Below are 14,139 nucleotides of genomic sequence, written 5' to 3'. Positions count from 1 at the left end.
ACCTCTTATGCCTCGGAACAATCAGATGTTAGCCGTTCTTTTTCTATTGGCTCTTGATATCGCGTAAGAGCAATCATTAAAATCGAAATATCTGCAGGAGAAACTCCTGAAATGCGTAAAGCTTGGCCTAAATGACGTGGAGCGATCTGGTTCAATTTTTGCTTTGCTTCGTTACGCAAACCATTTACAGTTGAAAAATCAAACCCTATCGGAATTTGAATTTTCTCCACATGCGCCAATTTTGCCACTTCACTTGTTTGGCGATCGATATAACCCGCATATTTTATGTTTAATTCAATTTGAAAATTAATTTCTTCTCCAAAATTTTGCATCACATCTGGATATTCTTTTAGCAAGGAAGCATATGTATTTTCGGGTCGACATAATAATTGAGTCAACGTATATCCCTTATTAGATACTTGCTTAAATGTTTTTGCTAAACGTTCGCTTTCTTCCTCCATGATTCTTTGCTTTTCTTTTACCCGATCATAACGCGTTTGATCGACTAATCCCACTTCATAGCCATAGCGTCTTAAACGAAGATCGGCATTGTCTTGCCGAAGTAATAAACGATGCTCTGCACGACTTGTAAACATTCGGTAAGGTTCATCCAAGCCTTTTGTGACTAGATCATCGATCATCACTCCTATATATGCTTCCGAACGTTTTAAAATTAGAGGAGCTTTACCCATCACTTTATTCGCAGCGTTAATTCCTGCCATTAACCCCTGGCCGGCAGCTTCTTCATAACCAGACGTTCCATTAATTTGGCCAGCTAAGAAAAGGCCTCCAATTTTTTTACATTCGAGAGAAAAGTCAATTTGACCACTTATAACATAATCATATTCAATTGCGTAAGCAGGTCTCATGATTTCAGCATGACGAAGTGCAGGGATACTTTTGATAAATGCCAATTGTACATCAAAGGGTAATGAAGAAGAGACTCCATTGACGTAAACTTCTTGGGTTTGGAGTCCTTCAGGCTCCAAAAAAATTTGATGGCGTTCTTTATCCGAAAAACGAACAACCTTATCTTCAATGGAAGGGCAATAACGAGGTCCCACTCCTTTGATTTTGCCTGAATACATAGGAGAGCGATGAATGTTGGATAAAATAATTTGTTTTGTTTCTTCTGTCGTATAAGTAATGTAGCAAGACACTTGCGGCAAACGAGGGATTCCCTCATTATCGTAAGAAAATTTGACTCCCGGATCACCTGGCTGTTCTTCTGTGCAACTAAAGTCAATGGATCGTTTATTGATTCTAGGAGGAGTTCCTGTCTTTAATCGACCTAATTTTAAACCATATTTTTCTAAGCTAGCTGACATACCTACTGAAGGCTGGTCTCCAGCTCTACCCCCCGAATAATTTGTTTCACCAATATGTAAAAGGCCTCTTAAAAATGTTCCAGAAGAAAGAACAATCGCTTGGCAATCATAACTAATTCCTTCTTTCGTAATCACGCCACAAATATGATCGTTTTCAATTAACAAATCTTCAATTGTGCCTTGCTTGATATCCAAGTTAGAGACTCGCTCCATACGGTGTTTCATCTCACTTTGATAAGCAAGTTTGTCGGCTTGCGCGCGAGGTGCCCAAACGGCAGGGCCTTTAGTCGCATTTAACATGCGATATTGGATCCCAGTGACATCAATCACTTTACCCATTTCCCCACCCAATGCATCGATTTCTCTAACGATATGTCCTTTAGCGATTCCTCCTACAGCAGGATTACAACTCATTTTGGCTATTGTATCCAAATTCATTGTGAGTAATAAAGTTCTCAACCCCATTCGTGCAGATGCCAATGCTGCTTCGCAGCCTGCATGCCCTCCACCAATAACAATTACATCATAACGAACAGGAAATTTCCAAAGCATCATTCAAAACACTCATTTAATTAATATTTAAATCCAAAATTTTAAAATAAAAGCTCAAGTTTTACAAAATAAATTAATCAATTTAATAAATTTGTATTAGTTGGAGTTATAGATAAGATAAAAAGAAGTTATAGAACTTAGGATGGAGTTAGTAGAACTTGCAAGCTTAAGATAAATTTAAGCTTGCAAGTGGTGATTAAATTTTTCTCTGAGGTCTATTAGAAAAAAATCTATCTTCCTTTGTGCCGATCACGCCGGCTACGCTTCTTACGCTTGTGTTTCGCAATTTTGTATTTGCGCTTCTTTTTAACAGAAGACATATCCTCTCCAATGCTTATTCATATTAGCCCTAAGTCCTGAGTTTATTTAATTGATTAACAATCAAAGTGTTTCCCAATTAAATAAACTCAAAACTGAGATTGTCATTTGCTTAACTTTGTAAACATGGAACTAGTTTAGAAAAAAGAGGATAAAATGTAAAGATTAAGAATTTGAAACAAAAGTCTAATTGAAACGCACTAGATTAAGCATCTTCTCTACCATCCCCTTTTCGATGACCGTAGTTAATAATGAACCCTCTAAACTATTCTCTCTCAAATTTAGCATATAGAAACAAGTTTATATAAAGTGCTCGGAAAACGTAATTTAAGGTTATTCTGGAACATAATGAATTATCAAAAAAGAAAACACCGCTGAGAGGGACTTGAATTGGCTCGATCAACACGTTTTGTTAACGTGGGTCCGTTTCCTAATGGTTTTGCTTTAAATTGCGTACAATTCAAGCGGCACCATTAGCGTCATGGTCCCTTCAAAAAAATAAATATCGTTGATTGGCTTAATATTCAAATATCCCAATCAGCGGTGAAAAAAATGGCTGAAAACTCAAACTTTGAGCTAAATCACTTACAAATTTATAATAACCCATTTTTGCTTTTTTCGACTATAAACTTATCAGTTTAAAAAATTTGTGTTGAGGGAAGAGGGTTTGATTTACAGTCAGTGCATCTAAAAATAAAAACACCTTTCACAACTTTTTGATGCTCATAAAGAAGGGGAAAAAGACCCATAAGTTCTACATGCTTGAAATAGTTTTTTAATTCATTTTGATAAAAGTCTAACTTTTCTTTCCAATCACGCTCTAAATAAGGTTGGTTCTCCATCCAGATGAAGTAACCAGTTTTTCCTGCATAGTCATCCACCATGCTTGGCCAATACGAAAACTGATTTTGACGAGCATGATGAAGGTTAAGAAAATAGGCTCTTTGTTGCAGAGGGCCATAAAAACTTAAGATGCTGGTTGTCTGATATTTATCGCTAACTAAAAAGTCGGTTAAAGGGTTATATTTAGCTTCTAATAATGATTGTTCTAACTGGTTCCAACCCATATTGTGTTTGAAAGGGTTCCACTTATACGTCATAAAAATAGGCCGCCATTGAGATTGGTAAAACAGTGGAAAAGAAAAAAGAGACAAAACTAAGCATCCTGCAGTAGCTACTCCTAATTTCAACCATTTCTCGTGGCGACTTCCTTCGCAAGCAAAACCTGCTAACCAAACAATTGCTGTCGGATACGCAAAAACAATCCAATTTCCCTGAATTTTTTGAAAAAGTGACAGGCCTAAAGCACACGCTAAGCATATTAATGAAAGTCCTCCACAAAATAACAGAGTTTTTTTAAAACTTGTGTGGATAAGAGGCATAGGCTTCATTTTTTTTGCTTGATAAAACCAACTATAAAGTAACAATCCAAACAAAATTGGGGAGATTAATAGAGCTTGAACCCCTAAGAATTCAAAAAAATTCCCGCTTGTTGCACCATGCCCACCTTGAAGAGTAGAGAAAACATGACGGAAGGTTGCCCAATCATGAGAAATATTCCACCAAAAACTTGGTAAAAGACCCATTAGAGAAACACAAATCCCACTTACAAGCCTTGTCAAAGAAAGTTGAGGAAACCAAAGATATTGACTGATGAGAAAAAATACCCAAAAAAAATAGATGGGCCATTTAAATAAAGCTCCAGCCATTAAACATAAACCAACCAAAAAAGGAGAAGGGCTAAGGTTTTTCCGCAAAGCTCTCACAACAATTATGCATGCTAATGTCCAAAAAATTAAACACCCTCCATCCGTAATGGCAAGAAAAGATCCTAACAAACCGATAGGAGAAAAAGCCATGACAATTCCACTCCAAAAGGCTGTTCTAGGCTTTAATCCAACTTCTAACGCTAAAAAAAATACTAAATAAGACTGTAAAAATGACCATATTAAAGAAAAAAAACGAATTCCTAATTCTGTTTGCCCCCACAACTGTGTTCCTAACCAAATTTGCCAAGCAACGCCAGGGGGTTTACTGTAGTATCCCCAATCAAGCTTTTGGCTCCAAGTCCAATATTGAGCTTCGTCAGGTCCCAATCCCACCCCACCCCAAATAATAAATCCGACGATGAAGCAGGTTTTTGCAATTAAAACCCAGATTAAGCGTTTAAAATAATAGGTATGAAGGGACATTATATCCTATAGAATTAAAAAAATTAAATTTAGTATAATAACAAATTATTAATTGACAGTCATTAGTATTTTAACTTTAATTAATAATTATTAAATGAATGGTTAGTCTTGTCTATCAGGAAAACTAAAAAGATCTTCAATTGCTTGTTTTGTGACATCGCGACTAATTGTTGCAATAGAATCTGTTAAGGGAATGTCTTTTGGACAAACCCTCACGCAGTTTTGATTATTTCCACAATCATTAACTCCCCCTTCCTGCATCAAAGGCCTTAAACGCTTTTCTTTTTGCGTTTTTCCAATCGGGTTTGCATTAAATAAGCGAACTTGCGAAATTGCCGCAGGACCTATAAACGGAGAATGCATGTTAACTTGAGGACAGGCTTCGGAGCAACAGCCGCAAGTCATGCAGGTCGCTAAAGAATACATCACTTTTTGCTTTTCTGGACCAATATTTGGCCCTGGACCTTGCTGGTAAGTTCCGTCAACATCAATCCATGCATGCACTTTTTTTAAATTTTCAAACATGCGACTACGATCTACAATCAAATCTCTCACTAAAGGAAATTTGGTCAGAGGTGCTAAAGTGATAATCAAATTCTTTGTTTCATTCAAAATTGGTTCAATAAGAGCTGTGCAAGCTTGCCGAGGATAAGCATTGATAAGCATTGAACAAGACCCACAAACTTCTTCTAAACAACCTGACTCCCATACGACAGGTTTGACTTTTTCCCCTTTAATATTGATAGGGTTGCGTTGGATTTCCATTAATGAAGAAATCACATTCGCATAAGGAATTAAAGCAAGCTCAAATTCTTCCCAATATTGAGATCCCGGTTCTCCCCGATATATTTTTAAAATGTATGTTCGAACCATCAAAAATCTCCTAGGTATTAAATAGGTAAAATAAGATTGGCAGGGATATTTTCTAATTTGGGTTTAATTTTTTTAGCCTGTGTATAATCTCTTTGAATAGGTTGGAGATGGCGTAAATCTACTTCTGCATATTCAATGCGCGGTTCATCTACCTGATAAGTTGCTAAAGTTGTTTTTAACCACTCTTTATCATTTCGCTCTGGAAACTCGGGTTTATAGTGAGCTCCTCTAAATTCATTCCGTAAAAGAGCACCTTTAGTAATTACCATAGCAATCTCGAGCATAGGCCCAAACTGATTGGCGACAGCATATGTTTGATTAGCAAATTGCGTTCGATCATCTAGCGAAATGTGTTGATATCGCTCTCTCAGTTCCTTCAATTTATTAAGGGTTTTTAGTAGGTCGGCATTATTTCGTTTAACTGTTACATTTGTAAGCATCCAATCAGATAATTCGTCATGTAAACGATGAATATTTTCAATACCCTTCCTCGATAATAAATCTTTTTTTATGTCTTGTTCGGCATTTAAAGCTGATTCAAAAACTGAAGATGGAGTTTCTCGATAAGAATGGGTTAATTGATCTAAATATCTAGGTACTTCTTGCCCGGCAACAAGCCCACTGAAAATACAAGAGAGTAGCGCGTTGGCTCCTAAACGATTAGCTCCATGATATTGGTAATCTGATTCGCCAACATTAAAACATCCATGTAAGTTAGTCATTTGTCTAAAACGATCAAACCGATCGTGATCATCCGCAGCTGGCCAATCAACCCACGCCCCCCCCATTGTATAATGCATAGCAGGGAAAATTCGCATAGGAACCTTTTTTGGATCATCACCCGTAAATTTTTGATAAATTTCCAAAATCGCTTTAAGCTTTTGTTTTTTCTCATCCGATAGATGGGATACGTCGAGATAAACCTGCATTTCCCCATTGATTCCTAATCCCATTTCGCATATACGTAAAACTTCTCTTGCACCAATATCGCGGGGAACCAAATTTCCAAATGCTGGATATAACTCTTCAAGAAAATACCAAGGCTCTCCTGTTTTTCCACATGGAATTTCAGTTCCATCCGCTTTTTTTATCTGTTTAGAAGAATCCCCATAAACCCAAATGCGTCCTCCTTCCCCACGGGCAGATTCTGACATTAATCGGAGTTTATCATGCCCCGGAATAGCTGTTGGATGAATCTGGATAAACTCTCCATTCGCATAAATCATGCCTTGTTTAAATAAACGGCCATTAGCAGCTCCAGTACAAAACGTGGAATTTGTCGATTTTTTAAAAATCATTCCAATTCCTCCCGTTGCTATCACAACAGCATCGGCTTTTAGCACATCTAACTTCATGTTAAAAAGATCCATCATGACAATACCTCTAGCGAGTCCTTGTTCATCTAAGATCAGACGCATAAATTCATGAGATTCAAATTTTTCAACTCTCCCCATCACTTCATATTTTCTAACTTGCTCATCTAGAGCATAAAGCAGCTGTTGTCCAGTAGAAGCACCACAAAAAGCGGTTCGATTATAAAGCGTGCCTCCAAAGCGTCTAAAATCTAAATTTCCTTCCGAAGTTCGATTGAAAGGACACCCAAACCGTGCCATCATCTGAATAATTGCTGGAGCTGCTAAACACATTTCTAAAACAGGAGGTTGATTAGCTAAAAAGTCACCTCCTTTAATCGTGTCATAGGCATGAATCAAAGGAGAATCATCTTCTCCTTTTAAATTCATCGCTGCGTTAATTCCTCCTTGAGCACATACAGAATGAGAGCGTTTCACTTTTGTGACTGAGACGATTTTGACATTGCAACCATTTTCTGCGAGTTTCATAGCCGTAGAAAGCCCTGATAATCCCCCTCCAACCACGATTACTTCTTTAGCTTTAGACATCTTACCAATTCCTATTAATGTGAGAGATTAAACCAATATGTGCCCCAAATCGCCGCAAACCCCAAAAAAGCAATCATGATCATCAGTAAAGTAGCCATTTTCCTCATAAAATTTTGAGATCTAGCAGTCAAAGAAATCCCCCAGGTGATCATAAATGTCCAAAGTCCATTAAAAGCGTGAAAACAAGCAGCAATCACAAGGCCAGTATACAAAAAAATCATGCTTAGTTTTTTGAAAGTATCTCTTACAATTAATAATTCAGCGATACCAAAAGTTTTTGATGCGGCCACTAACTGATTTGCGTTTATATGTAAACTCTCAAAAGCCTCTACCCAAGCTTTTTCTTCGCGATTTTTCTGAGCTGCAATTAATTGCTCAGGAGTTTCTTCCAAAGCAACTAAAGGACCTAAATGGGAGAAAATAGTTTGTTTTATCTCTTGAATTTGCGATTGAGAGTAGAGATCAAATCCTAGTCTTTTAGAAAGGGTGTACAAACCATTATCTTTTTCCAAGCGAACGAGATAATAATGTTGAGTGTCCACTTGAGCAGTTACTGGATATTCTAAAAAACGCATATGAATGACATGAGCCACAATTCCAAACAATAAAATCCACGAAGTAATTCTTTGCCATGTATAGGCATGATTGCGAAAATGCCCTGGAAGAGAAGGTTGTGATCCATCAGAAGGCTGAGTATTGTATTTTGCCTGAAATAAATAATGAATGCCCCAAAATCCATGAATTAAAAGTGGTAATCCTAATAAACTGATTTCAATCAAAGGTAAATAAGGTAATCCTTTTATCCAGTTGACTGCCGCTACAAAGCCACTTCCATCATCTCCAACAAAAAGCGCCGCTTGAGAATTAGTTAGTAAATGTTCGATCAAAAATAAAACTAACCAAAGGCCTGTTAAAGAATGAGCTCTTCGCCAAATAAAAGCTTTAGGAATAGGAGGAGCTTGATAAGTATAAGTCATGGGATACTCAAAAACGATTTCCAATGTTTTGAGTCTATATATACCTAGCTAGTGGATCCAATTCAATTTAAAATTGATCATATATAATGATATTTTCATTCATTATAAAATCAAAATAAATTTATTCATAAAAATAGGAAATGATTAATTTTTACAATCATTAAATGTCAAAAAATTTAAATATAATTTCAAAAATGGATCGTAAAAAAATATTTAACACTTTCAATAAATAAATTTATATCATTAAATTCGAAATAAATAACGTGCATTTTCAGAAGTCGTATGTGCCACTTCCTCTAGAGAAATACCTTTTAAAGAAGCAATCAAACGAGCTGTCTCTATGATATAAGAAGGCTCATTGGGGTGGCCTCGATATTTTTGAGGGGCTAGATATGGCGTATCTGTTTCAATCAATAATTGGGACAGAGGAACTTCTTTTGCAACTTGCTGCAACTCGAAACTTTTTTTAAAAGTGACAATCCCACTTAGAGAGAGCATCCACCCTCTTTTAATGACCTCTTTAGCTTCTGCAATTGTTCCTGTGAAACAGTGTAAAACACCTGGAGCATGACGACAGTCAATTCGATATTCTGCGTCAATAATTTCAAAAAAATCTGCAAATGCCTCTCGACAATGAATGACTACAGGTAATTGACATTCAAGAGCTAAATGCAAATAACGATGGAAGAAGTCTTTTTGAATCTCTTTTGAAGAGTAATCATAATAATAATCTAATCCTGTTTCTCCAATCGCTTTTAAATAACCTTTACGAGCATAATTTGCAATCGTTTCAAATGCTGCTTCACCTTCTTTTTGTACATTATTGGGAGGGGTTGCAGCCGTTTGGTAAATCCAAGGATATTTTTTGGAAAGCTCTATCCCTTTTTTTAACGATTCGGGATCAGTACAAATATTGACTATTTGATGAACGTGCTCTTTTTGCGCTCTTTCTAAAAGAACATCGATTTGTTCGTAAACAGGAGAACTTGTTAAATGGGCGTGAGAGTCAATAAATGAAAGAGAATAGCTCATTCTATCCATGCTACCTCTTTAGAATTCAAAACTGAATTAATGTGTTCTTTGACAATATCAGAAGTGAGTACTTGAGGTAAAATAGTAGGCTCTTGCTTCTGATCACTTCCATAAAAAACATAGAGGGGCACACTATTGCGTCCAAATTGGCTCAAAGCCTCAGTGATCACTGGATCATGCTTGGTCCAATCGGCTATCATTTTAACAACACCTTTTTCCAAAAGTTTTTTATCAACTTCTTTAGAACCTAAAACGATATGATTGGCCTGACAAATCAAACACCATTTAGCGGTAAAATCAATCAGAATAGGTGTTCCTTTTTTTCTTAATTCGGCAACTCGTTTCGGTGAAAATACCTCCCATCCAGCCCACTCTGCATTTCCAATCTGAGAAAAAGTTGAACTATCATTCCACGAATCTTTTGGTAAAATAATAGCTTCTATACCCATTAAGATGAAGAATAAGGCGGTGACATAAGCAATTATTCGCTTTTTTGAACTTATAAGAGGATGACTCCCTTTCCCATAAATCCAAGCTCCTATAGCAAAGCTCAAGAAACCAGCTATTAAGCAGATAAGAGAAAAAGTATTTGTCTGTGCACTAAATACCCACATTAACCATAAGACAGTGATTAGTAAAACAAATCCCATAAGTTCTTTAAAAGTTTCCATCCATGGACCAGGTTTGGGCATAAACCGCAAAAAAGCTGGAAAACTAGCAAGTAATAAATAAGGAAAGCACATTCCTAATCCAAGGAATGTAAAAATTAATAATGATTGAAAAACAGGTAATGTGACAGCAAATCCCACAGCAGAACCTAAAAAAGGCCCTGTGCAAGGTGTAGCAACAGCTGTTGCTAAAACTCCACTTAAGAAAGAACCCATGTAACCAGACCATTGAGTTGCTTTTTCAGCTTGCGTCTGCCCCGCCCAAGAAGCAAAAAACATTCCCCACTCAAAAAGTCCAAATAAACTCAGCGCAAATATAAATAAAACAGAGGCTAAAATAACCACAAAAATAGGCTCTTGCAATTGAAATCCCCAACCTACAGCTTGACCATAGGCACGTAGAGCTAGCATTGCAGAAGCTAGTAGCCAAAATGAGAGAATGACTCCTAAAGAAAACATTAAACCATGTTTGATCGTTAAAGAACGACTTTGACCAGCCATTTTAACAAAGCTCATCACTTTGAATGACATAACAGGTAAAACGCAAGGCATTAAATTTAGAATCATCCCCCCTAAAAAAGCAAATAAAAGAGCAAGAGCAATTCCTCCTTCAAACTCAAAAGATGATGCTTTGTTTTTTTGAGTTTCCATTTCAAGCGTGGAAGATCTTATCGAGTGAGTGTCCAAATGACTGATTAACTCTTTTTCGCCAACTTCGTGGATTGGTGTATCTATATCAAAAGCTTGGACTCTTCCTTCATTCCCTTGCTGAGTATGCACAACCAAAACACCTTTTAAAGTCTGACTTTTAGCCCCAATCTCATCGCTTCCTTTTAAATTGACTAAAAATCGCTGATCTTGCTTAGAAGCAGCAGCAAGAACAGGATCAACTTTATAATCAATAACATCCTTTTCTTCAGGAAAAAAATAAACTCCAATAACGGGGTCAACATTTGGTATTTGATTCGCGTGAGGCATTTCAATTTGGACAATTCCTGATTTACGCACAGTTTTTACTTCTGCATGAAAACTGGGAATTTTCAAACGTGCTTGGGAAAAAAGAGTAGCCGTTTCAGTTTTTAATTTTGGCGCATCATTTTGAGTGACAACTTGAAGGGCTGTCGTTGTTGATCCTGGCTGACACGTAAGATCTGAACAAACAAGCCATTTGAGTTTAGCATTCAATTGGAAAGTTTGTCCAATAGAGAGATTAGCAGGAGGGGTAATTAAACTTAGTAGGACAACTTCTCCTTCATATCCAAATCCCACCATATCAGCCACCTTAAATTTTCCAGGAAAAGGCCATTGTAAAGGCCCCACTTCAAACCCGAGAGGTAATGTCCACTCAACTTTTAATGGTATTCCCGCATCCCCCGGATTTTTCCAGTACACGTGCCAATCATCTTCGATTTTAAGATGAAGGGCAACCCAAAAAGGATGGCCTGGCTGAATTGTCTCTTCTTCTTGAATTAACTGAACTTGTACATGGGCAGAACCTTCGAATGTGGCAAAAGACGGTAGGGGGGAAGCAAACCCAATTAATAATAAAAAGAAACGAATATAATTGTTCATTCAAACATCTCCTGGCTTTATATGGCTTATTGAAGCCTTTCAAATGAAGGGGGATGAAATTTCACTTTGCGTGAGTTTTGTTTATTCTTTGAAAGTCAAAACTTTGATCAGTATCAAAAAATCTTCTGAAGGAAAATTGGCAAGCCTATTTTCCCAAGTTGATCTTTTTAAAACAAAAACAAAAAACTGAATTTTCGCGAAAATAATTCAAAGTTCGAATCTAAGGTGAAGTCATCAAAAATTTCTTATTTAAATCTAGTTTTTATTTTTACAAAACATGACAAATAGGGTATAATCAGCTATTTGATATTAATCACATTGGATAATTAGTATAATAAATTTGAAAATTTATATTCAAGTAAATTATTATAAATAATAAAGGTATTGTAAATGTATGTAAATGTTAATATATTAGCTAACAATCCTTTTTTTGAAGCTTATTCTCAATCCGATGTATTAGGTAAACTAATTTTTTTAGCTTTATATATTCTTTCTATTTGTAGCTGGATTGTTTTAATTCATAAATTATGGTTGACTTCTCAAGCCAAAAAATATGCCTTTCGATTTCATGAAGCTTTTCAATTACAAAAAGCGAATCCCCTTAGCCTCGACTATGATACAATAAATAACAAAACACACCTTAATCCTTTTTTAGACCTCTATAAAGTTTTAAAACGACAAACTTTAGATGTATTGGCTAAAAATCGCCATTTTCATACTCAACTATCTAACACTCCGCAATCACCCACATTTCTTTCGTTAAGTGATATAGACTACGTTGCCTCTCATTTATCCACTCAAGTTGCTTCTCAAATAAAATATTTAGAAAAAAATCTTTACATTCTTTCCACAACTGTCAGTTTGGCACCATTTCTAGGGTTATTGGGAACTGTTTGGGGGATTTTGACAACATTTGCGGAATTACAATCTCATCAATCAGGTGGAAGTACTCATCAAATGGTACTTAGTGGACTATCCCTTGCCTTGGCTACCACAGTTCTGGGACTTCTCGACGCAATTCCCGCTTTAATTGGATATAATTATTTAAAAAATGAAATTCGTGATTTTTCGATGGATATGGAAGGTTTTTCAAACGACATTTTAGCTGCTGTTGAATTACAATATCGCAAAGTAGAAGCTTAGAAAAGGTGAGCGCAATGATTAGAAACCGTTTCTCTTTTTCTCACACTTCAATTCCCGATGAACCTGCCGTGAATTTGACACCTTTAATTGACGTTGTATTTGTTATTTTGATTATGTTTATTGTAATTGCCCCCTTATTAGAACAAGATCATGTCGAACTTGCTGATGCGCCAAAGTTCAATTTAAATAATCATCAGTCTGTTCAGGAAAGTAGTCCGATTACTATTCATGTAAGATCTGATAACACGATTTGGTTAAATCAAGAACTTATACTTCCTCATCTGTTAGCCGAAAAGCTTAAACAAATTAAATTGAAACATCCCAAAATTACTCCTCAAATTTTTCATGATAAAAAAGCCTGTTTCGGGACATACCAACTAGTCAAGAATGCTGCAGAAGAAGCAGGATTTTCAAAAGTAGACATTATTTTAAAACCTGCTTAAAGCAACCCATTGCTTATGCACAATGATCCAACTTCTCTCTTTTTTCAATCTTATACCCAGCAAAAAGCTTGGTGGTTGATTGCTATTGCCGTCATATTTTTTCATTTACTGATTTTATTAGTTAATTCTACATCGTCAATTTCATCAGAAAAACAACAAACGACGAAATTAGTAGTCTCGACACTTATCCTGCAACCTTCCGCTCCTCCCTCTTCTATAAAAACTTTGCTTACACAAGAGATTGATAAGAGTTTAATTTCATCCACTTCGTTACCTTTAACACCAGAAAATCCTTTACCTGCTAAGACAAAACCACAAGACTCTTCTAAACCACATAAAGTGACTGAAAAAAAATCTGAACTTAAGTTAGAATCTAAACTCTCTCCAAAAACTGAACCAAAAAAAAATACAGCCTCTTCACCAAAAATAAAAAAAACTGAACCCCCACAAAAAAAAACCACTGAACAAAAACAAGCAGAGAAGAAAAAAGTAAAAGCGACTCCAGCATCAACATTTGAGAAAGAAAAACAAAAAAAAGAGGCTGTTAAAAAAGAAAATATTGCTAAGGAAGCTCTTGCCAAAGATGCTGACAAGCGACTTCAGCAAGAATTAGCAGCCTCTCAAGAGGCTGCTCTAAAAAAAGAGCAACAGCTCTTAGCTAAAGCTAAAGAAAATCTAGCCAAAATAGGAGAGGCAAAACAAAAATCCAATTCTACCACGCTAACTAAAATTGGAGAATCCCCTAGTCTAAAACAGATTCAAAATCTACAAATTGACACTTTACCTCAAGGAAATAGTGTTCAAGGAGAGTTAAATGGAAGAGATAGCAGTTATCGAGACGAAATTGCTCAACGATTAAAACTTTTTCTAAAATTACCCGATTACGGATCTGTACAAGTTAAATTGACAATCGACCGAACAGGCAAAATTGCTCAAATTAGCATTGTAAAAAGTGAAAGTTCAAAAAATCAACAGTACATAGAAAAAAACCTTCCCACGATTTATTTTCCAGCTTTCGGAACTCGATTTGAAGGACTTTCACAATACACTTTTTTAGTTACGTTAAATAACGATTATTAACCTGGATTACAAGTTTATTCACTAAAAAATCTATTAGATTATTAAAAACCCAAGAAATTT

General features: G+C 36.1%; 11 protein-coding genes. 3 read left to right on the top strand and 8 right to left on the bottom strand.

The window, feature by feature from the left end; genetic code table 11:
- Positions 1-5: 5 nt before the first annotated feature.
- The 8 genes from mnmG to TY19_RS27035 form a co-directional block, all read right to left on the bottom strand.
- On the bottom strand, positions 6-1,883 hold the full coding sequence (gene mnmG / locus TY19_RS27070) for a tRNA uridine-5-carboxymethylaminomethyl(34) synthesis enzyme MnmG (protein ID WP_042282008.1): 1,878 nt from the start codon (positions 1,881-1,883) through the stop codon (positions 6-8).
- Positions 1,884-2,110: 227 nt separating this feature from the next.
- Entirely contained in the window at positions 2,111-2,200 is a 90-nt protein-coding gene (locus TY19_RS27065; protein WP_075882539.1) for an AURKAIP1/COX24 domain-containing protein, read from the bottom strand.
- A 636-nt stretch (positions 2,201-2,836) separates the two neighbouring features.
- The gene (locus TY19_RS27060) at positions 2,837-4,390 is read right to left on the bottom strand and encodes an ArnT family glycosyltransferase (protein WP_042282007.1); all 1,554 of its coding nucleotides are present in this window, start codon (positions 4,388-4,390) and stop codon (positions 2,837-2,839) included.
- A gap of 102 nt (positions 4,391-4,492) precedes the next feature.
- A complete protein-coding gene (gene sdhB, locus TY19_RS27055) occupies positions 4,493-5,263 on the bottom strand; it encodes a succinate dehydrogenase iron-sulfur subunit (protein WP_042282006.1) in 771 nt (256 codons plus the stop codon).
- A gap of 17 nt (positions 5,264-5,280) precedes the next feature.
- Positions 5,281-7,164, bottom strand: coding sequence for a succinate dehydrogenase flavoprotein subunit (gene sdhA, locus TY19_RS27050; protein ID WP_011176387.1), 1,884 nt, complete (start codon positions 7,162-7,164; stop codon positions 5,281-5,283).
- 14 nt (positions 7,165-7,178) lie between these two features.
- Positions 7,179-8,141: a succinate dehydrogenase cytochrome b558 subunit gene (locus TY19_RS27045; protein ID WP_042282085.1), complete on the bottom strand. Its 963-nt coding sequence runs from the start codon at positions 8,139-8,141 to the stop codon at positions 7,179-7,181.
- Between the two features lie 243 nt (positions 8,142-8,384).
- A complete protein-coding gene (locus TY19_RS27040) occupies positions 8,385-9,182 on the bottom strand; it encodes a TatD family hydrolase (RefSeq protein ID WP_042282005.1) in 798 nt (265 codons plus the stop codon).
- A complete protein-coding gene (locus TY19_RS27035; protein WP_052354885.1) occupies positions 9,170-11,413 on the bottom strand; it encodes a protein-disulfide reductase DsbD family protein in 2,244 nt (747 codons plus the stop codon). The genes TY19_RS27040 and TY19_RS27035 overlap by 13 nt, the downstream gene beginning before the upstream one ends.
- A 390-nt stretch (positions 11,414-11,803) precedes the next feature.
- Here TY19_RS27035 and TY19_RS27030 point away from each other — a divergent pair, with 390 nt between their 5' ends.
- The 3 genes from TY19_RS27030 to TY19_RS27020 are packed head-to-tail and all read left to right on the top strand — an operon-like array spanning position 11,804 to position 14,079.
- Entirely contained in the window at positions 11,804-12,556 is a 753-nt protein-coding gene (locus tag TY19_RS27030) for a MotA/TolQ/ExbB proton channel family protein (RefSeq protein ID WP_042282004.1), read from the top strand.
- A gap of 14 nt (positions 12,557-12,570) precedes the next feature.
- Positions 12,571-12,999: an ExbD/TolR family protein gene (locus TY19_RS27025; protein ID WP_042282003.1), complete on the top strand. Its 429-nt coding sequence runs from the start codon at positions 12,571-12,573 to the stop codon at positions 12,997-12,999.
- A gap of 15 nt (positions 13,000-13,014) precedes the next feature.
- Positions 13,015-14,079, top strand: a complete 1,065-nt coding sequence (locus TY19_RS27020; RefSeq protein WP_042282002.1) for an energy transducer TonB — start codon at positions 13,015-13,017, stop codon at positions 14,077-14,079.
- The last annotated feature ends 60 nt before the right edge of the window (positions 14,080-14,139 follow it).

The organism is Candidatus Protochlamydia sp. R18 (assembly GCF_000648255.1).
In the GTDB taxonomy this organism is placed as follows: domain Bacteria; phylum Chlamydiota; class Chlamydiia; order Chlamydiales; family Parachlamydiaceae; genus Protochlamydia; species Protochlamydia amoebophila.
Note: the sequence above shows the minus strand (reverse complement) of the source record. Positions and strands in the feature narration are given on the sequence as shown.